Genomic DNA, 21,465 nt, shown 5'->3' with positions numbered 1-21,465 from the left:
AGTGATCAGCCGGCCAGTGTCGTGATCAGCCGGCCTTCGGCGGTACGAGCATGTGTTCGTGGCCGAGGGTCGTCGTGGTGTCGGTGTAGAGGGTGGTCTCGCCGTCGGACCAGCGCACCAGGAGGTCGTCGGGGCCTCCGGGTGTGTAGGCGCCGGCGGTCATGACGGTGGCGCGGGTCCACAGCTTGTTAGAGGACCTGAGCCTGATCTCCGTTCCCACGCCGGAGGCGGAGGAGTCGCGGTAGAGGCTCAGTCCGCCGTCGGACCAGCGCACGACGACGTCCCAGTTGGCGCCTCCGGTGAAGTTCCCGGCGGCGAGGAGGGCGGCGTGGCGCCAGGTGTCGTTGGGGGGCTGCAGCCGGTGCTCGTGGCGGAATCCGTGGCCGTCGACGTCGGTGTAGAGGGTGGTCTCGCCGTCGGTCCAGCGGACCATGAGGTCGTCGGCCTGCTGGTTCGCGCTGTAGCGTCCGGCGGTGATCTGGACGGCGCTCTTCCAGGTGCTGCTGGGCTTGGCCATCTGGGTTTCCTTGGCGAAGCCGCCGTTGCCGTCTCCGGTGTACAGGGTCACTTCGCCGTCCGACCAGACCACCATGAGGTCGGAGGCGTCGTTGCCGTCGAAGTCCCCGGCGGCGATGGTCCTGGCGTGGGTCCAGGTCGAGGACTTCGCGATCCGGTGTTCGCCCGAGAAGCCGCCGTTGCCGTCTCCGGTGTAGAGGGTGACTTCGCCGCTCGCCCAGACGACGATCATGTCGGTCCTGCCGTCGCCGGTGTAGTCGCCGGAGGCGGTCTTCATGGCCTGCTGCCAACGGCCCCCGCCCGTGGGGTACATGCTGTAGCCGCGCGGGTACTGGGGTGGAGTGGTGTCGTTCTGCGCGGCGTCGTAGATCTCGAGGGCCCGCTGGTCGAAGGTGGTGGAGAACGAGATGCGGTCGCTGTTGTTCTCCAGGCCGCCGCCGTAGTAGCCGCCGAGGTTGCCGATGACGGTTCCGCTGCCGGTCGTCCTGTTCAGGCCGGTGATCCAGGGGCTTCCGGAGGTGCCGCCGTAGAAGCCGCCGCAGTCCATGCGCATCTGGTGATAGCCGGGCAGTTGGCGGGTGGTGACGCCGGCGCAGATGAACGGCTGATTCTTCGGGTTGTGGCTGCCCGGGTAACCGATGACGGTGACGTTCTGCTTGTACTGGCCCTTCACCTGGCCGAGTCGGAGCGCCGCACCGACGGCGGTCTGCACGCTCTGTCCCTGCCCGTTGACGTCGACCCGGGCGAAGGCGTAGTCGAAGTCGGAGTAGGCGTCGCGGGTGGGGTGGCCTGCGGCCTGGTACCAGCGTGCGTCACGGATCCACCGCTGCACCGCGAACCGGCCGTAGGGGGCGGGGTTGTTCGCGCTGCCGTTGTAGCGGGGCACGAACATGCCCTTGGTGCCGCCGGAGCAGTGCGCGGCGGTCAGGATGACGTTGCCCTGCGGGCTGTCGACGACGCTCGCGGAGCAGAAACGTCCGATCAGCTGGTCGGTGGCCGGGTCCGTCACGTAGTGGAAGAACGTTCCCACCGTGGGGACACCGGCGAAGTAGCTGCCGTTCTTCGGCGCGGCCGCCCCTTTCAGCGTGGATTCGGCCTTCCCGCCGGCCGGCGCCTCGCCGCGGGGGCTGTCGGGGGTGGCCCGGGCCATCCGCTCGGGGGTCCAGAACTTCTCGGCCTCCGCACTCGTCCATGCTCCTCCCCGGCCCGCGTCGTGCGCGGTCGACACGGTGGACGCCGTCCTGGTGCCGGCGCCAGGGCCCGCGGAAGCGGGAGACGCCGACGCGAGGACGAGAACGGAGGCCGCTATCGCGGCACAGGTTCCGAGCGTGTCGCGAAAGATGGGTATTCGCACGGTTTCCTCATCCGTGAGCACGCGGGTGGCGTGGGGGGCAACAGAAGGCGTCGGTCAGCGGGATCCGGTTGGGTACGGACCGGTTCACAACCTGATGAACCGTAGGGCAGCGGCCGGACCGTCGATTCACCGGGGCACAACCGCCGCGGTCTCAGCTCGTGAAGACGAAGTACCGCCACGTCCCGTTAGGTCGTCGAGTTCTCGTTGTCGCCCGACGTCGTGTCGATGCAGGACGAGCGGATGCGGAAGCGGACGCCCGGGCGTCGTTCCAGATCTTGGTGGTGTCCTGGCGGAGCGTGACGACAGGGTGGTGCCGCTGAGGTCGAGCGAGCCGATGTTTGCGCTGTCGCCGTTGCGGTAGCCGAACCAGAGCTTGCCGCCGGCGAGGGCCGGGTGTTCGGGCTGGGTGTCGGCGCCCGTCGGGTAGGGGTGGGTCTTGGTGGCGGTCGCGGTGTCGATGGCGACGATCGCGTCGGCGTCCTCGACGGCCGCGCACAGGGTGCCGGAGTCGGCGGAGAGTTCCAGGCCGCGGACCCCGGGCAGCGATTCGACCGTGCCGCTGTAGTCGGTCGCGACGACCTTCCCGCTCCTCGGGTCGCTGATGAAGACCCGCTGGTGGACGCCGTCCACGACGACGTCACCGGCCGAGGTGACCGGGAGGACGGCGCCGGGGTCGGCCGGCGCGGGCGCGGCCGAGGTGACCGCGAGCGCGGTGGAGCCGAAGAGGACCGCGCGTGCGGTCGCGGGCCTGAGAGTGCGGGTGCGCGTGCGCACGGTGGTTTCGAACCCCCGGAACGGAAAAGAGCCCCTGTGGCACTGGGAAGTGAGCGGAGCGTAGGTCACGCCGGTGACAGCGGATGCAAAGGAGGGTCAACGGTGATCAAAAGGTCCACTCCGGTGATCAATCCCGTAGCGACCCGCCCCCATAGTGATCAAAAGCACTCCGCGCCGTTCGGCCCCGGTCCCTCCCCTCGTGGGGACCGGTGTCGAACGGCGCGGATCTCGGGGGCTCAGGCGAGGGGCCCGGCGCGCCGTCTCATGGCTTCCGCGGAATCCGGCTGAGAAGGTTCGGCGCCGTGCGCTGTCTTCCTGAGCGCTGAGCTGATGGCCTGCGCGGACGGGGCCCGGTGGGTTCGTCCTTGCGTCGTGATCCTGCCAGCTGTGCCTTTCCGTGAGGAGATTCCGGTGCCGCTCCGGAGGCCTTCGCCGCAGGTCAGCCGTATAAAGTGAGTTTTCCGGTCCGGATGACCGGCCGGTTTTCCATAGGCGGGGGGAGTGAGGGGTGGAGGCCTTGAGTTCCGACTCAGGGGCACGTACCGCCTTCGCGGAACGGCTCGCGCTGCTCTACAAGGAGGCCGGCAACCCTCCCCTCGCGCGGGTCGCCGAGGCGGTCGTACAGCTTCAGCGGGTGGACGAGCGGGGGCGGCCCGTACGGGTCTCCGCGCAGCGGATCAGCGACTGGCGGCGGGCCAAGAACGTGCCGGCCCAGTTCGCCGCGCTCGCCGCCGTGCTGCACGTCCTGATCCCTCAGGCCCGGCGGGCGCGGCCCACGCCGGTCTCCGCCGGTCTGTACGACCTGGGTCAGTGGCAGCGCCTGTGGGAGCGTGCCCTGGCCGACCCGGCCGGTGACCGCCCGGCGGCCGCCGAAGTGGACGAGCGGCCTCCGGCCGAGGATCCGGCCGCCCCCAGTGTGTGTCCGTACCGGGGCCTTGCCTCCTACCGGCAGCAGGACGCCCGGTGGTTCTTCGGCCGGGAGCGGAGCACCGGCGCCCTCGTCGACCAGCTGCACGCGGCGGAGCAGACCGGTGGGCTGGTCATGCTCGTCGGTGCCTCGGGGGCGGGGAAGTCGTCCCTGCTCAACGCCGGGCTGGTGCCCGCCGCGCAGAACGGCGCGCTGGGCGACGACGACAGCCGGCCGAGGGCGGTCGTGCAACTCGTGCCGGGAGCCGATCCGGTCGGGGAGCTGATCCGGTGCATCCCCGAGCTCGCACCCGTCATGTCCAAGGCGGAGGGCTCCGCGACGACGGAACCCGGCACTCCCGCGTTCGCACACGCCGTCCGGGGTGCCGTCACGGAGTGGGCCCGGCGCGAGACGCCCTCCGGCGGGCGGCCGGTCCTCATCGTGGACCAGTTCGAGGAGGCCTTCACCCTCTGCACCGACGAGACCAGCAGGCATACGTTCGTCCAGGTCCTGCACGCCGCGTGCTCGTCCGCCGGGCCGGACGACCCGGCCGCCCTGCTCGTGGTCCTCGGTATCCGCGCCGACTTCTACGAGCAGTGCCTGCGCTATCCCGAACTGGCCGACGCGCTGCAGCACCGGCACATGGTGCTCGGGCCGCTGAGCACCGCCGAACTGCGCGAGGCGGTGACCGGGCCGGCCAAGGCCGTGGGCCTCGAACTCGAACCGGGTCTCGCGGAGCTGATCGTCCGGGAAGTGAGCGCCGACGGGCCCCGCGGGGCGCACGACGCCGGCGTGCTGCCGCTGCTCTCCCATGCGCTGCTCGCCACCTGGCAGCGGCGCAAGGCGGGGCGGCTGACCCTGGCCGGTTACCGGGCCGCGGGCGGCATCCAGGGCGCGGTGGCCGCGACCGCCGAGCGGGCCTGGTCGAGCCTGGACCCGGCGGCGCGTACGGCCGCACGGCTGCTGCTGCTGCGGCTGGTCCGGCTCGGCGAGGACACCCAGGCCACCCGCCGTCGGGGGACCCGGCGGCAGCTGGCGCAGGAGTCGACGGATCCCGGCAAGACGGAGGAGTCGCTGGAGGCGCTGGTCCGTGCCCGGCTGGTGACGCTCGACGCGGAGACCGTGGAGATCACCCACGAGGCGCTGCTGACGGCCTGGCCGCGGCTGCGCGACTGGATCGACGAGGGCCGGGGCGACCATCTGCTGCGCCAGCAGCTGGAGGAGGACGGCCGGGCCTGGGAGGGCTCGGACCGCGACTCCTCGCTGCTGTACCGGGGTTCGCGGCTGGCCCGGGCCCGCGATTGGGCGAAGTCCGCCGGCGACACCTTCCTGACCCGCAGCGCGGTGGAGTTCCTGGCCGCTTCGGTACGGCTGCGCAAGCGCACCCTCGTGATGCGGCGCGGGGCGGTGGCCGCGCTGGTGGTCATGTCGGTGCTGGCCGTCGGTGCGGCGGTCCTCGCCTGGCAGCAGCGCAACGACGCGGTGTTCGAGCAGGTGGTCGCCGAGGCCGACCGCGTCCAGTACACCGACCCCTCGCTCTCCGCCCAGCTGGACCTGGTCGCCCATGATCTACGGCCGGACGACGCGGGCACCAACAACCGGCTGGTCTCCATCGTCAACGCGCCGCTGGCCACGCCGCTGCTCGGCCACACCGGCGCCGTCTACCTCACCTCGTTCAGCCCGGACGGGAAACTCCTGGCCACCGCCAGCTACGACCGCACGGTCCGGCTGTGGGACGTCAGCGACCGCTCGCGCCCGAAGCCGCTGGGCAAGCCGCTCACCGGCCACACCAGCTGGGTGAGCACCGCACTCTTCAGCCCGGACGGCCACACCCTCGCCAGTACCGGCGACGACGGCACGGTCCGGCTGTGGGACGTCCGGGATCCCACGCACCCCAAGCCGCTCGGCAGCCCCCTGACCGGCCACACCGGCACGATCTATCTCCTCGCCTTCAGCCCGGACGGCCGCACGCTCGCCGCTGCCGGCGAGGACGACACCGTACGGCTGTGGGACATGACCGACCCGGCCCGGCCGAAGACGCTCGGTGCCCTGACCGGGCACTCCGCCGCGGTGCGGTCCGTGGCCTTCAGCCCCGACGGCCGGCTGCTGGCGGCAGGCGGCGACGACGACACGATCATGTTGTGGGACACGTCCGATCCGCACCGTCCGAAGCCGGGTGACCGGGTGCTGAAGGGCCATACGGACACCGTGCACTCGGTGGCCTTCAGCCCCGACGGCCACACCCTCGCCAGCGGCAGCGCGGACGACACCATCCGGCTCTGGGACGTCACCGACCCGAGCAACGCCGCCGAGCTCGGCTCGCCGCTCACCGGCCACACCGGTCCCGTGTGGTCCGTGGCCTTCAGCCCGAAGGGCGGCATGCTCGCGGCCGGCAGCGCGGACAGCACGGCGAGTCTGTGGAACGTCAGCGACCCGGCATCCCCCTCCCAGGTCGGCGAGCCGCTCGCGGGCAGCAGCGGCGAGATGTACGCCGTGGGCTTCAGCCCCGACGGCCGCACCCTTGCCACCGGCAGCGGTGACAGCAAGGTCCGCCTGTGGTCGGTGCCGACGTCGGACATGGTCGGCGCCTTCGGGGCGTTCCGCCCCGACGGACAGGTGCTCGCGATGGCCGCGCGCGACGGGCGGATCCGGCTGTGGAACGTGAAGGTTCCCGGCCGGCCCGTGGCGATCAGCAAACCGTTCATGCCCGCGGACGGCCACCAGCGCCAGCTGACGTTCTCCCCCGACGGCCACACGCTCGCCGTGATGAACGGGGCCCGGAAGCTGTACCTGTGGAACGTCGCCGACCCGGCCCGGCCGGTCCCCTACGGGACGCCCCTCACCATAAGGACCCGCTTCACGGGCACCGACGCGCTGGCCTTCAGCCCGGACGGACGCATCCTGGCGAGCCCCTACGACGACCGCACCGTCCAGCTGTGGAACGTCGCCGACCCGTCCCGCGCCGCCAAGTTCGGCGCACCGCTCACCGGTCACAAGGGCTTCATCAACAGCCTCGTCTTCAGCCCGGACGGCCATACCCTCGCCAGCGGCAGCGCGGACGCCACCATCCGGTTCTGGAACGTCACCGACCCCCGCCGTGTCTCGCCCCTCGGCACACCGCTCACGGGGCACGGCGGACCGGTCAACGTCCTCGTCTACAGTCCGGACGGCTCCACGCTGATCAGCGGCAGCGACGACGACACGGTTCGGCTGTGGAACGTCACCGACCCCCGCGAGGCGAGCGAGGAGGGCAGCCCCCTGACCGGCCACACCGAGGCGGTCGTGTCGCTCACCCTCAGCCAGGACGGCCGCACCCTGGCCAGCGGCGGCAACGACAACACCGTCCGCCTCTGGAACGTGGCCCGCCCCTCGGAGGCCGCTGCCATCGGGCAGTCCATGAGCCCCAATGCCAAGACCGGCAACTTCCTGTCGTTCAGCCCCACGAGCCATCTGCTGGGGGTGTCGAGCGGCGCCGACACCGTGCGGCTGTGGAACCTGGACACGGACGACGCGATCCGGCACATCTGTTCGACCACGCAGCGTGTTCTGACACGGGAGAAATGGCACGAATATCTGCCACGGCTCTCGTACAAGCCTCCGTGCGGTCAATAGTCCGACCTGGTGGAATCCCTGGTGGCCGCCCCTGTCCAACAGGGCCGACCCAGTGATCCCGGCCACATCCCCGCGACGCGGCAGAACAGTCGACTCCCGTCGGGCCTTCCACCTTGTTACGCTTGGCCACAGCCCGATCGCTGGTGCATCCCCCGTCGCCAGCGGTCGGGCATTCTCATGCCCGGCCGGCGGTCAGCCACTGGGCGACCTTGCGCACCGTGGTCTCGTCGAGTCGCTCGACAAGGGTCTGTACGGCTGCGTGGTCGTCCGGTCCGAGGTCGTAGAGCCCCGCCTTGCTCAGCCCGGCCATGAGCACCTGCTGCCTTCGGCCGCTCATCCGCTCCGTCAGCGTGCTCGGCTCCTCGGGGCCGGCGGACGGCGGCTGCGGCGCCGGGGCGTTCGCGGTCGCCACGTCGTGGCGCTGCCACGCGCCGTCGTCCGGACCCCACAGGCTGACCGCGAACTCGCCGCCGCGCGCCCGCACGGTCTGGGCCATCTCGCCGAGCGCGTACTGCACGGGGGCGCGATGCGGGGACTCCGCACACACCTCCCACGACGCCGAGGAGGGCCGGTAGAACTGCGCGACCCAGCGGGGAGCCCCGGTCGGCTGCGGACTGGCGGGACGTGTCGTGGTCTCCACTGCGCTCACCCCTTCATTCACCCGTTTCCCTCACCTGCTTTCAGGCTGCACAGCAGAGGACGGTAACTGACGGTACGTCAGATATCCAGGGTCGGTCAGTTGTTCCAGGACTCGTCGTACGGGTCCTTCGGCGTCGGCACCGGGGTGGCCGCCGTGACGCGGAAGTACGGTATCGGGCCGTTGTTGACGGGGTCCTTGGTCTGCTGGGCGGTGTAAGTCCCGGTCACCTGGAGCCACTTGTCCGGCTGCAGGACCGGTGGGATCGTGCCGGTCAGGGCGATCTTCACCGGCTGGGCGTCCGCGGCACAGCAGTTGAGGGCCATCCGGACCAGATACGGGCTGCCGGTGCGGTCCAGTGCGACGAACCCGGTGACCTTGATCTGGCGGCCGTCGATGGAACGCCCGTGGTCGTAGACCGCGCGGCTCGCGTAGTCGACCACGGTGAGGTCGAGCGGGCCGGTCGCGGGCAGCCGGTTGTAGCCGTACGGCTGCTGCAGGGCCGTACCGGTGCGCATGGCGCTGTAGGAGCCGAGGGCCGGCGGGGCGACCAGGATGAGGGCGAGCAGAGGGAGGACGAGGAGCCAGGAGACCCGGGGTTCTCGGTGGACATGACCGTCCCCATGATCGTGGCCGTGACCGTCGCTGTGTCCGTCGCCGTGGTTCTCCTTCCGCCCCCGCCACTCGTACCAGACCGTCGCCAGCGCCGCCGCGATCAGGACCCCGCCGGACAGCAGCAACAGCGGCTGCAGTCCCGCCTTGACGTAGCGCAGGTACAGGTTGGTGAAGCCCGCGTGCAGCAGGGCCGCACCCGTGAGGAACAGGACCGCCGCCTGTGCCTGCCGGTTCACAGGAGCACCGCCCCGGTCAGGACCGCGCCGGCGATCGCGAGGGCGAAGGTGGCGGGGGCGAAACGCAGGGCGAAGCCCCGGCCGAACGTGCCCGTCTGCATCGCGAAGAGCTTGAGGTCGATCATGGGGCCCACGACCAGGAACGTCAGCTTGGCCGTGAGCGAGAACTGGGTCAGCGACGCCGCCACGAACGCGTCCGCCTCCGAGCAGATGGACAGCAGGACGGCGAGGATCGCCAGGGCCAGGATCGCGACCAGCGGGTTGGCCGCCGCCGTGCGCAGCCAGCTCGCCGGGGCGAGGGCCTTGAGCGTCGCGGCGGCCATCGCGCCGATGACCAGGAAGCCGCCCGCGTGCATCACGTCGTGCCGGACCGAGCCCCAGAAGGCGGCCCCCTTGCTCTGGCCGTCGTAGTGCGGACGCTCCGGCGGACGCAGCCAGTCGGTGCGGCCCAGGCGTTGCCACAGCCAGCCCATCACGCACGCCACCAGCAGGCTGCCGACGAAACGGGCGAGGACCATTTCCGGGTTGCGGGGGAAGGCGACCGCGGTCGCCGTCAGCACGATCGGGTTGATCGCCGGAGCGGAGAGGAGGAAGGCGAGAGCCGCGGCGGGGGTGACACCCCGGCGCACCAGCGCGCCCGCCACCGGCACCGACGCGCACTCGCAGCCCGGGAGCACCGCGCCCGCCAGCCCGGCGACCGGGACCGCCAGCAGGGGCCGCTTCGGCAGCGCGCGGGCGAAGAACGACGCCGGTACGAACACCGCGATCGCCGCCGACAGCAGCACCCCGAGGACGAGGAACGGCAGCGCCTGCACGAGCACGGCCACGAACACCGTCATCCAGCTCTGCATGACGGGTGCGGAGAGCGCCCCTCGGATGGGGCCCTGCAGCAGCACCAGCAGAAGCAGGAGCATGGTCAGGACGAGGGGAGACCTCGACTCGGACGGCTTCGGATCGGACGGTTTGGGATCGGACGGTTTGGAATCGGACGGTTTCAGGTCGGGTGGCCTCGTGGTGGGTGGGCCGCCCACCGGCTCATGGCTGTCCGCCCCCGCAGGGGCTGCTTTGGTGATGGCCACGGGCGAGGTACCTCCGGTGGTGGGGAAGGGCGCTGGTTTCCCTCCCCTTCCATACGGTGGAGAAGGCGCACCCGTTCAGTGACTACGGTCAGTTGCTTCTGGAACCGCCTCTTGCACCCTGGCACTCTTCTCACTCGTGGGGAGCGTTCCGAATCAGGGTGTGGCGAGTGGTGACGTGTCGGCGCACATGGTGGTGTGCGGCGACGACGGACTGGCGCATCGGCTGGCCGCCGAACTGCGGGGTGTGTACGGCGAACAGGTCACGCTCGTCGTCCCGCCCGCCGACCGCGGGGTGCGACCGCCGGTGGTCGGGCGCGCGCGGGCGACGACAGCGGCACTCCTCGACCGGGTGGTGAACGCGGCGGTCAACCGGGCGAACGGCGCCGCCGCCGAACCCGTCGTCGCAAACGCCCAGGTCGTGGAGGCCGCCGAGGCGACCGAGGAGGTGCTCGGCGCGGCGGGCGTGGAGCGGGCCGCCGCGCTGGCGCTCATGTACGACGACGACGAGACCAACATCCGTGCCGCCCTCACCGCCCGTCGGCTCAACCCCCGGCTGCGGCTCGTCCTCAGGCTCTACAACCGTCGGCTCGGCCAGCACATCGAGGAACTCCTCGACCAGGCCGCCGCGTTGGCGACCGGCGACGGCGGATCCTCGGGCAGCGACACGTCCACCACCGTGCTCTCCGACGCCGACACGGCCGCGCCCGCGCTGGCCGCCACCGCCGTCGCCGGCACCAGCAAGGTCGTACAGACCGACGGGCTGCTGCTGCGGGCGGTGGAACGGACGCCGCTCGTGGGGCAGTTGGCCCGGCCGGGGCTGGCCACGCTGGCGCTGCTGTCCGCGGACGGTGCCGACAACGGCGGCGAGCAGGGGCCGGAGCTGCTGCCCGACGCGGCGGCGGTCCGCGCCGCGACCGGCCGCGGCACCGTCGTACTGGAGCAGGTGTCGTACGCCGGGCCCCAACTGCCCCCGGCCCGCGGGTCGGTGGCGCTCTCCTCGCTGTTCTCGCGGCGGCTGCGGTGGTCGCTGGCGGGCATGGTCGGGTGCGTGGTGGCGCTCGCGGTGGCGTTGTGGCTGGTGACGCCGCGGATGCATCCGCTGAGCGCGTTCTATCTGACGCTGCTCGATCTCTTCGCCATCGACAACCCCGCCATCGGCGAGTCCGTCGGGCGGCAGATCCTTCAACTCCTCTCCGGGCTCACGGGGTTGCTGCTGCTGCCGGTTCTGCTGGCCGCGGTGCTGGAGGCGCTGGGCACCTTCCGGACCGCGGGCGCGCTGCGGAAGCCGCCGCGGGGGCTGGGCGGGCATGTGGTCCTCCTCGGGCTCGGCAAGATCGGTACGCGGGTGCTGACCAGGCTGCGGGAACTGCACATCCCCGTGGTGTGCGTCGAGTCCGACCCGGATGCACGGGGGCTGGCCACGGCGCGGCGGCTGCGGGTTCCTGTGGTGCTCGGGGACGTCACCCAGGAGGGCGTTCTGGAGGCCGCCAAGATCCACCGTGCGCATGCGCTGCTGGCGGTGACCAGCGCGGACACGACGAACCTCGAGGCCGCGCTGTACGCGCGGTCCGTGCGGCCCGATCTGCGGGTCGTGCTGCGGCTGTACGACGACGACTTCGCGACCGCCGTGTACCGGACGCTGCGGGCTGCTCATCCGCGTGCCTCCACGCGGAGCCGCAGTGTGTCCCATCTGGCGGCGCCCGCTTTTGCCGGGGCGATGATGGGGCGGCAGATTCTGGGGGCCATTCCGGTGGAGAGGCGGGTGTTGCTGTTCGCCGCGATGGATGTGGCCGGGCATCCGCAGCTGGAGGGGAAGACGGTTGCGGAGGCGTTTCGGGCGGGGGCTTGGCGGGTGCTCGCCTTGGACACGGGGGTGTCCTCCGGCGGGCGGCGGGAGGAGCCGGCCGCCGAGGAGGCGTATGAGGACGTGCGGGCGGTTGCGGGGTCGGGGCTGGTGTGGGATCTGCCGGATGGGCGGGTGCTGAAGGGGTCGGACCGGGTGGTGTTGGCGGCTACTCGGCGGGGGTTGGCGGAGCTGTTGGGGCGGCGGCCGCGGGAGCGGGCCGGGGCTTGAGCGGCACCCGGCGCCGGGGCTGGGGCGGGTGCGCTGACCGGCGCTGGCCGGGTGTCGCCTGCGCCCACCCGTGCCGCCCCAGCGGCACGACTGCCCGCAGGCCAGGCAGGCTACGACGGCACGACCGAGCGCAGGCTACGGTTGCGCCGCCGCAACGGCGCCAGTGCCCGCGGCTATGCCAACCGGGAGGCACCGCCCAAGTACCGCTCCGCGAACTCCAGTTCCAGTCGGACCTGCTTGATTCTCTCGTCCACCACCAGCGAACCGTGGCCCGCGTCGTAGCGGTAGACCTCGTGGGTGGCGCCGCGGGCCTCCAGGCGCTTGACGTAGTTCTCGATCTGGCGGATGGGGCAGCGCGGGTCGTTGACACCGGCCGAGATGTAGACCGGGGATCTGACCTGGTCGACGTAGGTCAGGGGGGACGAGGCCTCGAAGCGTTCGGGGACCTCCTCGGGGGTGCCGCCGAGGAGGGTGCGGTCCATGGCCTTCAGGGCCTCCATCTCGTCGTGGTAGGCCGTGACGTAGTCGGCGACCGGGACCGCGGCGATGCCGAGCGTCCAGGCGCCCGGCTGGACGCCGAGGCCGAGGAGGGTGAGGTAGCCGCCCCAGGAGCCGCCGGTGAGGATGAGGCGGTCGGGGTCGGCCAGGCCGGAGTTCACCGCCCACGCGCGGACCGCCTCGATGTCCTCCAGTTCGATCAGGCCGACGCGGTGCTTGAGGGCGTCGGTCCAGGCGCGGCCGTAGCCGGTGGAGCCGCGGTAGTTGACGCGGATCACTGCGTACCCGTGGTCGACCCAGGCCGCCGGGCCCGCCGCGAAGGCGTCGCTGTCGTGCCAGGTGGGGCCGCCGTGGATGTCGAAGACCGTGGGCAGGGGGCCCGAGACGCCCTGCGGCTTCTGGACCAGGGCGTGGATACGGCCGCCGGGGCCGTCCACCCACACGTCCTCCACCGGCACCGAGCCGGGGGACTTCATGCCCGGCGGGTCGAGGACGACGGCGCCCGTGGTCGAGCGGACCGCCGAGGGCTCGGCGGCCGAGGACCAGAGGTACTCCACGCTGCCGTCGGGGCGGGCCGTCGCGCCGGAGACCGTGCCGGGCGGAGTGGGGATCTCCGTCAGGGCGCGGCTCGCCAGGTCGTACCGGAACAGTCCGCTGCGGGCCTCGAAGCTGTGCACGATGAGCAGGCCGGTGCCGTCCGGGAACCACTCGGCGTTCACGTCACCGGGCAGCTCCAGGGCCAGGTCGGTCTCCTCGCCCGTCGCCACGTCCCAGACCAGGGGTTCCCAGCGGCCGCGGCGCTGGTGGCCGATGAGCAGCCGGGTGTCGCCCTCGACGGGGGCGAAGCCCAGGACCTCCAGGCCCAGTTCGTCCGTGCCGCCCTTGGTGTCGTCCAGCTCGGCGACCGCCGTGCCGTCGAGGCGCAGGACGCGCAGCGCGGAGTGCATGGCGTCGCCGTGCTCCGTGTGCTCGATGGCGATCAGCGAACCGTCGTGGGAGACGTCGCCGACGCCCGCCGACTCGCGGTGGCGGTAGATCTCCACCGGGGCCTCGCCGGTGCGCGCGAGATGGATCGTCGTACCGTCCTCGTCCGTGGAGCGGCCGACGATCGCCGTGCGGCCGTCCCGGGCAAGGGCCAGGCCCGCCGGGTACGAGGGCTCCAGGCCGGGCGCCGCGAGCTCGTCCGCACCGCCGGCGAAGGGCTGTCTGCGCCAGACGCCGAACTCGTCGCCGTCCTTGTCGTCGAACCACCAGATCCATGCGCCGTCGGGGGTGAGCAGGCCCTCCGTCGTGCCGTTCGGCCGGTCCGTGACCTGGCGCTGCCCACCCGTCGCCCGGTCCCAGGCGTACAGCTCGTACGTCCCCGTCGCGTTCGACACGAACAGGGAGCGGTCCGGTGCGTCCTCCGCCCAGTCGGGCAGCGACACCCGCGGCGCCCGGAAGCGCTTCTCCCAGTCCGGCATGTCCTCGTTCCGCTCCGGCGCGGCCGACCTGTTGCTCTCAGTCATGGCCCCATAGTGCCTGTCCCCACAGACAAATCGCTGGCGGGGCCCCCAGCCTGTGGATAACTTCTACCGGGCATTTACCGAACGCACGTCCAAGCAGGTCAGGATCCTCGACTCATGTCCGCTGCCAGCCCTTCCCCCAGCCCCTCCCCCACCCCGGCCGACTGGCGCGAGACCAACCGCGCCAACTGGGACGAGAGGGTCCCGCTGCACACCGCCGGCGACTTCTACGACCTCGACGGCTTCCGGGCCGGCAAGGACCCCCTGCGCCCCTTCGAACTGGCCGAGGTCGGCGACGTGACCGGTAAGTCGCTGCTGCATCTGCAGTGCCACATCGGCACCGACACCCTGTCCTGGGCCCGGCACGGCGCCGCCCGCGTCGTCGGCCTGGACTTCTCCGAACCGGCCGTCGCGGTCGCCCGCGATCTCGCCGCCGACCTCGGCCTCGGACCCGAGCGGGCGCAGTTCGTCGCGTCCGACGTATACGACGCGGCCTCCGCGCCGGCTGCGATGCCCGAGCCCTCGTACGACATCGTCTACACCGGCACCGGCGCGCTGTGCTGGCTGCCCGACGTCCGGCGCTGGGCCGAGACGGCCGCCGCCCTCGTGGCGCCCGGCGGATTCCTCTACCTCGCCGAGTTCCATCCGCTGACCGACGTCCTCGACGACGAGACCGGTTCACGGATCGTGCGGGACTACTTCGACCGCGAGCCGCAGGTCTACGACTTCCCCGGCACGTACGCGGCGGAGAGCACCGCAACCGTCCACAACCGGACCGTGCAGTGGACACACCCGCTCGGCGAGGTCGTCTCCGCGCTCGCCGCGGCGGGCCTGCGCATCGAGTTCCTGCGCGAGCACGACGTCTCGGTGTTCAGGCAGTTCGAGGCCTTCGAGGAGCGGGACGGCTACTTCCGCTTTCCGGCGGACCGGCCGCGCATCCCGCTGATGTACTCGCTGAGGGCGGCCAAGGGCTGACTGTCAGTGGCGGGATGCAGACTCGTCGACATGACCGATCTGCGCAAGACAGTCGAGACGTTCTGGGCCTCCGCCGACGCCCGGGACTGGGACACGTTCACAGGCACCCTCGCCGAGGACGTGGTATATACGCTCCCCCAGACCCGGGAACGGATCAGCGGGCGGGAGCGGTACGTGCAGTTCAACCGGGAGTATCCAGGTGATTGGCACCTGCGGATCGAGCGGATCGTTGCCGAGCCGGGACAGGTGGTCAGCTGGGCACACTTCACCGTGGGGCTGGAGGAGATGTACGCGATCTCCTTCTTCACTCAGGACGAGCACGGCCGCATATCCACCATCACCGACTTCTGGCCCGAGTCCTACGAACCGCCCGCGGGCCGGGACCACCTCGCCGAGCGGTACTGAACCCCGCGGCCCGGCCTGGCGCAGCGGCCCCGTACCGTTGAAGGCGTGTACCGGTTTCTGCTGACGCCCCGTTGGTGGGGGATCAACGTCTTCGTGCTGCTCGCCATCCCTTTCTGCATCTTCATGGGATCGTGGCAGCTGAGCCGGTTCGAGGACCGGGTGCAGGCCCACCGGGACGCGACGGAGCAGGTCACGACGGACCGGCACGAGACGGCCCGACCGCTGCGGGAGCTGCTCCCCGTGAACAAGGCGACGTCCGGCAGACAGGCCACCGCGACCGGGCGGTACGGCAAGCAGCTGCTCGTGCCGGACCGGCAGCTCGACGGCAAGCGCGGTTTCTACGTGCTGACGCTGCTGCGCACCGACGGCGGCAAGGCGCTGCCCGTGGTGCGGGGCTGGCTGCCGGGTTCCGCCGACGCGGCCAGGGCGCCCGCAGCGCCCACCGGTCAGGTCACCGTCACCGGTGCGCTGCAGGCGTCCGAGACGCCGGGGGACAACGGGGTGAGCGCCCAGGGTGGCCTGCCGTCCGGCCAGACCGCGGCGATCAGCTCGGCGTCGCTGGTGAATCTGGTGCCGTACGACGTGTACGACGCGTGGGTCACGCTGGACAAGGCCGATGCCGGGATGACCGCCGTGCCGGCTACGGCGCCCGCGGACTCCGGCCTCGACCTGAAGGCGTTCCAGAACCTGGGCTACACCGGTGAGTGGTTCGTCTTCGCCGGGTTCGTGGTCTTCATGTGGTTCCGGTTGCTGCGGCGTGAGGCGGAATTCGCGCGGGATGCGGCGATGGGGCTGGTGGCGGAAGAGGAGACGGTGACCGCCTGAGGCCGCCGGTCGGTAGTCTCAGCCCGTCCGGCGTTTGAGGACGAGGCCGTCCAGGCCGAAGCGGGGGTCTGGGGGCGGCAACCCCCGGTTACGACCCGGCCAGCACCCCGGTGTAGATGACCGTCCCCGCGCACGCGTTGGACACCGTCGCCGACACCGTGGGGGACCCGGCCGCCGTCGTGTGGGACACGACCACGCTGCCGTCCGCCGTGCCGTCCGCCGCCATCATCTGCGTGGTGACGCCGCTGTCCGTGCCGGTGGTGCCGGTGCCGGACGTGCTGCCGGCGTCGGCGGTCGGGGTCGGGGTGGGGCTCGCGGTGGAACCACCGTCGGTGGTGCCGCCGGTGGTGCCGCCCGTGGTGGGGCAGGTCTGGGAGGGAACCCAGGCGAACTTCTCCTCGTAGGCCGCGCCCGGCTGCAGCTGCAGCCCGGTGACCTCGGTGGACGGGTCGGGCAGCCCGGCCGCGGCGTCCCCGGACACATGCCGCGCCGAAGTGATCTTGGTGCTGTCCGCGGCACCCTGCGCGAGCGTGCTCACCGTCCCCGCCCCGCCGAGGGTGCAGGCGGAGGTGGAGATGTTGACGACGCGGAAGGTGCCGTAGACCACACCGCCGGCATCGGGGGCGGCGACGGACTGGGTGGGCGAGCCGAGCTGGTCGGCCGTGCACACGGGGGCGGCGGGGGCGCTCGTGGAGGCGGGGTTGGTGCTGCTGCCCGGGCCCGTACCGGGGCCCTTGCCGTCGCCCTTCGAGTCGCCCTTGCCCTTGCCCGGGGACTTTCCCGGGTTGCCGCCTGCGGTGCTCTCAGCGCCGCCCGCGTTTTTTCCCTGGCTCGCCCCGCCCTGGGCCTGCGAGGCCTGGCCGGCGACGGACGGGTTGACGTCGGAGCCGGTGGAGTTGGAGACGTGCCACAGGGCCGGGACGGCGGTGCCGATGAACAGCGCGGCGGCCGCCATGCCGACGACTGCCTGCCGCTTGCGGGCGCGTCGTGCGGGTACGGCCCGCCGCAGGAGGTCCAGCGTGCCGTCGCGCGGTTCGACCGTCTGCACCGCCTGGTGCAGCATCCTGCGCAGAGCCAGCTCGTCCGAGTCGAGCCCGTTCTCGGGGCTCTGGTCGTCGGGGCCGTGGTTCACAGTTCCGTTCCCAGCGTGCGATTGCTCTTGCTCTTGTGTTGCCGTCGGCTCGTGCCATGCGAAGGGCTCATGGCGCTCATGGGAATCACGTCCCTCGCCGTCCTTGTTCATGCCGGTTCCTCCATCGCGAGACGGAGGGCCGCGATGCCGCGGGAGCCGTACGCCTTGACCGAGCCCAGCGATATCCCGAGCGTCTCGGCGACCTGCGCCTCGGTCATGTCCGCGAAGTAGCGCAGCACCAGGACCTCGCGCTGGCGGCGCTGCAGGCCCTTCATCGCCTTGATCAGGGAGTCGCGCTCCAGCTGGTCGTACGCACCCTCCTCGGCACTCGCCATGTCGGGCATCGGCTTGGACAGGAGCTTGAGGCCCAGGATGCGGCGGCGCAAGGCGGAGCGGGAGAGATTGACGACCGTCTGACGCAGATAGGCGAGCGTCTTCTCGGGGTCGCGGACCCGTTTGCGTGCCGAGTGCACGCGGATGAAGGCCTCCTGGACGACGTCCTCGCAGGAGGCGGTGTCGTCGAGCAGGAGGGCGGCGAGACCGAGCAGCGAGCGGTAGTGCGCGCGGTAGGTCTCGGTGAGGTGGTCGACGGTCGTACCGGCCGCCGCTGTGTCCTCGGCGTAGTCGGCGCCGTCACGCTGATTCGGTATGCGGGCGGGCCGCGCTGCGGGCATGGGCGCGATCACCGGCATGCCGCCGGGCGCACCGGGCATGCGGGGTCGGAGCGACGGACGGGGTGGCCGTAGGGCCATACCGCGGGTCGCCGCCTGGAAGTCGAGAACCTCTGCCACGCCAGTTGGACACGCTCCCCCCCGTCAGGGTTGTACGTGCCGGGCGTCACTTTTGCGTCATGTGCCGCACTCGGCCGTCCGGTGTCAGGCAGCGCAACTGACCGTGCGTCAAACGCCCTCATGCCTACCCGCTCTTCCCCTATGTCACGAATGTTCGAGGCGTCCCCACGCCTCGCCGCGCATCCCCCGTGCCCCCGAAGGGCGCTCGCAAAGACGCTCCCCGCCCTTCGCGCGGTTGCGGAGAGCGGGGAGGGAAATCTTCGGACGTCTTGGTGGCCTGGGGCAAGTGGTACGAACCATTGACCGGGCCACACGCCGCCCACAGATCCTACAAATCAAACAGGCCACGGCCAGGGCTTTTCCGGCAGAAACCCCTTACTTGTACATGTGTTGCACGCAACACGGCACGTCATGGGAGCGCGACCACCGTCACGGCCCGTCACCTGAACTCGGTCGCCACCAGCTCCGCGATCTGTGCGGTGTTGAGGGCGGCGCCCTTGCGGAGGTTGTCGCCGCAAACGAAGAGTTCGAGCGCCGTGGGGTCGTCGAGCGCGCGCCGCACCCGGCCCACCCAGGTCGGGTCCGTGCCCACGACATCGGCGGGCGTGGGGAACTCGCCCGCGGCCGGGTCGTCGAAGAGGACGACTCCGGGGGCGGTCGCGAGGATCTCCCGAGCCCCGTCGACGGTGACCTCGCCCTGGAAGCGGGCGTGGACGGTGAGGGAGTGCGTGGTGACCACGGGTACCCGTACGCAGGTGACGGCGACGGGCAGCTTGGGCAGGCCGAGGATCTTGCGGGACTCGTCCCGCACCTTCATCTCCTCCGAGGACCAGCCGTCCTCGCGCAGGGATCCGGCCCACGGTACGACGTTCAGCGCGACCGGCTCCGGAAACGGCCCGGTGTTGTCGCCGACGGCCCGCCGCACATCCCCGGGGCTGGTCCCCAGCTCCGTACCGGCGACGAGGGACAGCTGCTGCCGCAGGGTCTCCACCCCGGCACGTCCCGCCCCGCTGACCGCCTGGTAAGAGGAGACCACCAGTTCGCGCAGCCCGAACTCGGCGTGCAGCGCGCCCAGGGCCACGATCATGGAGAGGGTCGTGCAGTTGGGGTTGGCGATGATCCCGCGGGGCCGGCGGCGGGCGCAGTGCGGATTGACCTCCGGGACGACCAGCGGCACCTCCGGGTCCATCCGGAAGGCGCCCGAGTTGTCCACCACCACCGCGCCCTTGGCGGCGGCGATCGGCGCCCAGTGCGCGGACACCTCGTCGGGTACGTCGAACATGGCGACGTCGACCCCGTCGAAGGCCTCCTCGGTGAGGGCCACCACCTCGACCTCCTGACCGCGCACGGCCAGCTTGCGGCCGGCCGAGCGCGGTGAGGCGATCAGGCGGATCTCGCCCCAGATGTCCGCGTGCTGGGACAGGATCTGGAGCATGACCGTGCCGACGGCTCCGGTCGCTCCCACGACCGCGAGCGTCGGCCGTACGGGCCCGGGCATCAGCGTCCGGTGCCGCCGTAGACGACCGCCTCGGCGGTGTCGGAGTCGAGGCCGAAGGCGGTGTGCACGGCGCGCACGGCCTCCGGCACGTCGTCGGCGCGGGTGACGACCGAGATACGGATCTCCGAGGTCGAGATCAGCTCGATGTTCACGCCGGCGTCGGACAGCGCCTCGAAGAAGGACGCCGTGACACCCGGGTTGGTCTTCATACCCGCGCCGACCAGCGAGATCTTGCCGATCTGGTCGTCGTAGCGCAGCGAGTCGAACCCGATGGCCGTCTTCGCCCGCTCCAGGGCGTCGATGGCCTTGCGGCCCTCGGTCTTGGGGAGGGTGAAGGAGATGTCCGTCAGCCCGGTGGAGGCGGCGGACACGTTCTGCACGACCATGTCGATGTTGATCTCGGCGTCGGCGATGGCGCGGAAGATCGAGGCGGCCTCGCCCGGCTTGTCCGGGACGCCGACGACCGTGACCTTGGCCTCCGAGGTGTCGTGCGCGACACCGGAGATGATGGCCTGCTCCACCTTCTTGTCCCCTTGCTCGATCGGCTCACTGCTGACCCAGGTGCCCTGCAGTCCGCTGAAGCTGGACCGGACGTGGATCGGGATGTTGTAGCGGCGGGCGTACTCCACACAGCGGTGGAGCAGCACCTTGGAGCCGGAGGCGGCGAGCTCCAGCATGTCCTCGAAGGCGATCCAGTCAATCTTCTTCGCCTTCTTCACCACACGCGGGTCGGCGGTGAACACGCCGTCGACGTCGGTGTAGATCTCGCACACCTCGGCGTCGAGGGCCGCGGCCAGCGCGACGGCGGTCGTGTCGGAACCACCGCGACCGAGCGTGGTGATGTCCTTCTTGTCCTGGCTGACGCCCTGGAACCCGGCGACGATGGCGATGTTGCCCTCGTCCACCGAGTCACGGATACGGCCGGGCGTGACGTCGATGATGCGGGCTTTGTTGTGAACGGAGTCGGTGATGACGCCTGCCTGGCTGCCGGTGAAGCTCTGGGCCTCGTGACCCAGGTTTTTGATCGCCATGGCCAGCAGTGCCATGGAGATCCGCTCTCCGGCGGTCAGCAGCATGTCGAACTCACGCCCGGCCGGCATCGGAGATACCTGCTCGGCGAGATCGATCAGCTCGTCCGTCGTGTCGCCCATCGCGGAAACGACCACGACCACCTGGTGGCCGTTCTTCTTCGCTTCCACGATCCGCTTGGCGACGCGCTTGATGCCCTCGGCATCGGCTACGGAGGAGCCTCCGTACTTCTGCACGACAAGGCCCACGTGCGCTCCTCGCTCAGTCCGTGTCTTTCCGCACGTACGCATGAGTACGGCGGTCGGTTCAGTCTAACGAGCGTCCGAAAACGACCTTGGGGATACCAGATGGTGAGATTCGGGCGCTCCGGGAGGGCATCTGCCCGGTCGCAGGCCCCGTACGCGGGAAGTGGTGCAGGTCACCTCACCCCTCCCCGCACCTTCGGATCGAACAGAATCCAGCAAACCTGGATCTTGGCCGGAAATTCCCCCGTACTGATGATCGAAATTCTGTATCGTCCGAGCCGACCATCACTGAACGGGGGAGATCTCCATGATTCGTCGTGTCTCGCTGGCCGTCGCCGCCTCTGCGGCCGTCGGTTTCTCGCTTCTCTCGGTTCCGGCTCACGCAGTCGGCACCCAGGCGCCCACCCCGGTGGCGCAGAGGTCGGGAGACCATGTCAAGTGCACCTCGCTGGACAACGGGCAGCTCTGCATCGTCATGCAAAACAGTCCGCAGTCCATCACCACCATCTACACCAAGAAGGACGGCGACTCCATCAAGGCGCACCTGGGGTACCGCATGCGCGGTACGTCGACGTACGACAAGCTGGAGAAGATCGACAAGAACGACCGCGCCACCAGCACCTGGACCATGAGCTGGCCCTGCAATTCGGCCGTCGGCCTGCTCAAGCTCGAGAACGGCAAGGTCTACGAGACCCCGTCGGCGACCTTCCCGGGCTGCTGACGAGGTAACACGGTCGGCCGGGGCCGGCACCCGCCGC

Annotated in this window: 16 protein-coding genes; 6 read left to right on the top strand and 10 right to left on the bottom strand. The window is 71.0% G+C overall.

All coding sequences use genetic code 11. The annotated features are described in order from the left end of the window. Positions 1-25: 25 nt before the first annotated feature. Positions 26-1,744 carry an FG-GAP-like repeat-containing protein gene (locus ACWDAG_RS31980; protein ID WP_450699020.1) on the bottom strand — a complete coding sequence of 573 codons (1,719 nt, stop codon included), beginning with the start codon at positions 1,742-1,744 and terminating at the stop codon, positions 26-28. Between the two features lie 252 nt (positions 1,745-1,996). Further along, the gene (locus ACWDAG_RS31975; RefSeq protein ID WP_450699019.1) at positions 1,997-2,644 is read right to left on the bottom strand and encodes a hypothetical protein; all 648 of its coding nucleotides are present in this window, start codon (positions 2,642-2,644) and stop codon (positions 1,997-1,999) included. 508 nt (positions 2,645-3,152) lie between these two features. Here ACWDAG_RS31975 and ACWDAG_RS31970 point away from each other — a divergent pair. Further along, positions 3,153-7,163 carry an nSTAND1 domain-containing NTPase gene (locus ACWDAG_RS31970; protein ID WP_450699018.1) on the top strand — a complete coding sequence of 1,337 codons (4,011 nt, stop codon included), beginning with the start codon at positions 3,153-3,155 and terminating at the stop codon, positions 7,161-7,163. 175 nt (positions 7,164-7,338) lie between these two features. On the opposite strand, the gene ACWDAG_RS31965 is transcribed toward ACWDAG_RS31970, so the two are convergent. The 3 genes from ACWDAG_RS31965 to ACWDAG_RS31955 form a co-directional block, all read right to left on the bottom strand. Further along, positions 7,339-7,803 carry a hypothetical protein gene (locus ACWDAG_RS31965; protein ID WP_450699017.1) on the bottom strand — a complete coding sequence of 155 codons (465 nt, stop codon included), beginning with the start codon at positions 7,801-7,803 and terminating at the stop codon, positions 7,339-7,341. Between the two features lie 95 nt (positions 7,804-7,898). Then, positions 7,899-8,651: a TIGR03943 family putative permease subunit gene (locus tag ACWDAG_RS31960; protein WP_450699016.1), complete on the bottom strand. Its 753-nt coding sequence runs from the start codon at positions 8,649-8,651 to the stop codon at positions 7,899-7,901. Continuing rightward, on the bottom strand, positions 8,648-9,730 hold the full coding sequence (locus ACWDAG_RS31955; RefSeq protein ID WP_450699015.1) for a permease: 1,083 nt from the start codon (positions 9,728-9,730) through the stop codon (positions 8,648-8,650). The genes ACWDAG_RS31960 and ACWDAG_RS31955 overlap by 4 nt, the downstream gene beginning before the upstream one ends. A 187-nt stretch (positions 9,731-9,917) precedes the next feature. On the opposite strand from ACWDAG_RS31955, the gene ACWDAG_RS31950 reads away from it, so the two are divergent. Then, the gene (locus tag ACWDAG_RS31950) at positions 9,918-11,804 is read left to right on the top strand and encodes an NAD-binding protein (protein ID WP_450699040.1); all 1,887 of its coding nucleotides are present in this window, start codon (positions 9,918-9,920) and stop codon (positions 11,802-11,804) included. Positions 11,805-11,977: 173 nt separating this feature from the next. Here ACWDAG_RS31950 and ACWDAG_RS31945 read toward each other — a convergent pair whose 3' ends face one another. Next, positions 11,978-13,810, bottom strand: coding sequence for a prolyl oligopeptidase family serine peptidase (locus ACWDAG_RS31945; RefSeq protein WP_450699014.1), 1,833 nt, complete (start codon positions 13,808-13,810; stop codon positions 11,978-11,980). A 114-nt stretch (positions 13,811-13,924) separates the two neighbouring features. Here ACWDAG_RS31945 and ACWDAG_RS31940 point away from each other — a divergent pair, with 114 nt between their 5' ends. The 3 genes from ACWDAG_RS31940 to ACWDAG_RS31930 are packed head-to-tail and all read left to right on the top strand — an operon-like array spanning position 13,925 to position 16,012. Next, positions 13,925-14,782, top strand: coding sequence for a class I SAM-dependent methyltransferase (locus ACWDAG_RS31940; protein ID WP_450699013.1), 858 nt, complete (start codon positions 13,925-13,927; stop codon positions 14,780-14,782). A 30-nt stretch (positions 14,783-14,812) separates the two neighbouring features. Continuing rightward, entirely contained in the window at positions 14,813-15,187 is a 375-nt protein-coding gene (locus tag ACWDAG_RS31935; protein WP_450699012.1) for a nuclear transport factor 2 family protein, read from the top strand. A 45-nt stretch (positions 15,188-15,232) separates the two neighbouring features. Further along, the gene (locus ACWDAG_RS31930; protein ID WP_450699011.1) at positions 15,233-16,012 is read left to right on the top strand and encodes an SURF1 family protein; all 780 of its coding nucleotides are present in this window, start codon (positions 15,233-15,235) and stop codon (positions 16,010-16,012) included. Positions 16,013-16,100: 88 nt separating this feature from the next. Here the strand turns inward: ACWDAG_RS31930 and ACWDAG_RS31925 are convergent, their stop codons facing one another. The 4 genes from ACWDAG_RS31925 to ACWDAG_RS31910 all read right to left on the bottom strand — a co-directional run bounded on the left by ACWDAG_RS31925 (position 16,101) and on the right by ACWDAG_RS31910 (position 20,710). Then, the gene (locus tag ACWDAG_RS31925) at positions 16,101-17,144 is read right to left on the bottom strand and encodes a hypothetical protein (protein ID WP_450699010.1); all 1,044 of its coding nucleotides are present in this window, start codon (positions 17,142-17,144) and stop codon (positions 16,101-16,103) included. 107 nt (positions 17,145-17,251) lie between these two features. Beyond that, a complete protein-coding gene (locus tag ACWDAG_RS31920) occupies positions 17,252-17,857 on the bottom strand; it encodes a SigE family RNA polymerase sigma factor (protein ID WP_450699039.1) in 606 nt (201 codons plus the stop codon). A gap of 517 nt (positions 17,858-18,374) precedes the next feature. After that, positions 18,375-19,433, bottom strand: coding sequence for an aspartate-semialdehyde dehydrogenase (locus ACWDAG_RS31915; protein ID WP_450699009.1), 1,059 nt, complete (start codon positions 19,431-19,433; stop codon positions 18,375-18,377). Then, on the bottom strand, positions 19,433-20,710 hold the full coding sequence (locus ACWDAG_RS31910; RefSeq protein ID WP_450699008.1) for an aspartate kinase: 1,278 nt from the start codon (positions 20,708-20,710) through the stop codon (positions 19,433-19,435). The genes ACWDAG_RS31915 and ACWDAG_RS31910 overlap by 1 nt, the downstream gene beginning before the upstream one ends. A 304-nt stretch (positions 20,711-21,014) precedes the next feature. Between ACWDAG_RS31910 and ACWDAG_RS31905 the strand changes: the two genes are divergently transcribed. After that, positions 21,015-21,428 carry a hypothetical protein gene (locus tag ACWDAG_RS31905; protein WP_450699007.1) on the top strand — a complete coding sequence of 138 codons (414 nt, stop codon included), beginning with the start codon at positions 21,015-21,017 and terminating at the stop codon, positions 21,426-21,428. Positions 21,429-21,465 lie beyond the last annotated feature (37 nt).

Source organism: Streptomyces sp. NPDC001157, from assembly GCF_053598255.1.
This window is presented reverse-complemented; position numbering and strand designations above follow the sequence as displayed.

Bases quoted from the DNA above. Each gene is read 5' to 3' on its own strand.
- ACWDAG_RS31950 (WP_450699040.1), top strand. From the start codon at position 9,918: ATGGTGGTGTGCGGCGACGACGGACTGGCGCATCGGCTGGCCGCCGAA.
- ACWDAG_RS31945 (WP_450699014.1), bottom strand. From the start codon at position 13,810: ATGACTGAGAGCAACAGGTCGGCCGCGCCGGAGCGGAACGAGGACATG.
- ACWDAG_RS31940 (WP_450699013.1), top strand. From the start codon at position 13,925: ATGTCCGCTGCCAGCCCTTCCCCCAGCCCCTCCCCCACCCCGGCCGAC.
- ACWDAG_RS31935 (WP_450699012.1), top strand. From the start codon at position 14,813: ATGACCGATCTGCGCAAGACAGTCGAGACGTTCTGGGCCTCCGCCGAC.
- ACWDAG_RS31920 (WP_450699039.1), bottom strand. From the start codon at position 17,857: ATGCCCGGTGCGCCCGGCGGCATGCCGGTGATCGCGCCCATGCCCGCA.
- ACWDAG_RS31915 (WP_450699009.1), bottom strand. From the start codon at position 19,433: ATGCCCGGGCCCGTACGGCCGACGCTCGCGGTCGTGGGAGCGACCGGA.
- ACWDAG_RS31905 (WP_450699007.1), top strand. From the start codon at position 21,015: ATGATTCGTCGTGTCTCGCTGGCCGTCGCCGCCTCTGCGGCCGTCGGT.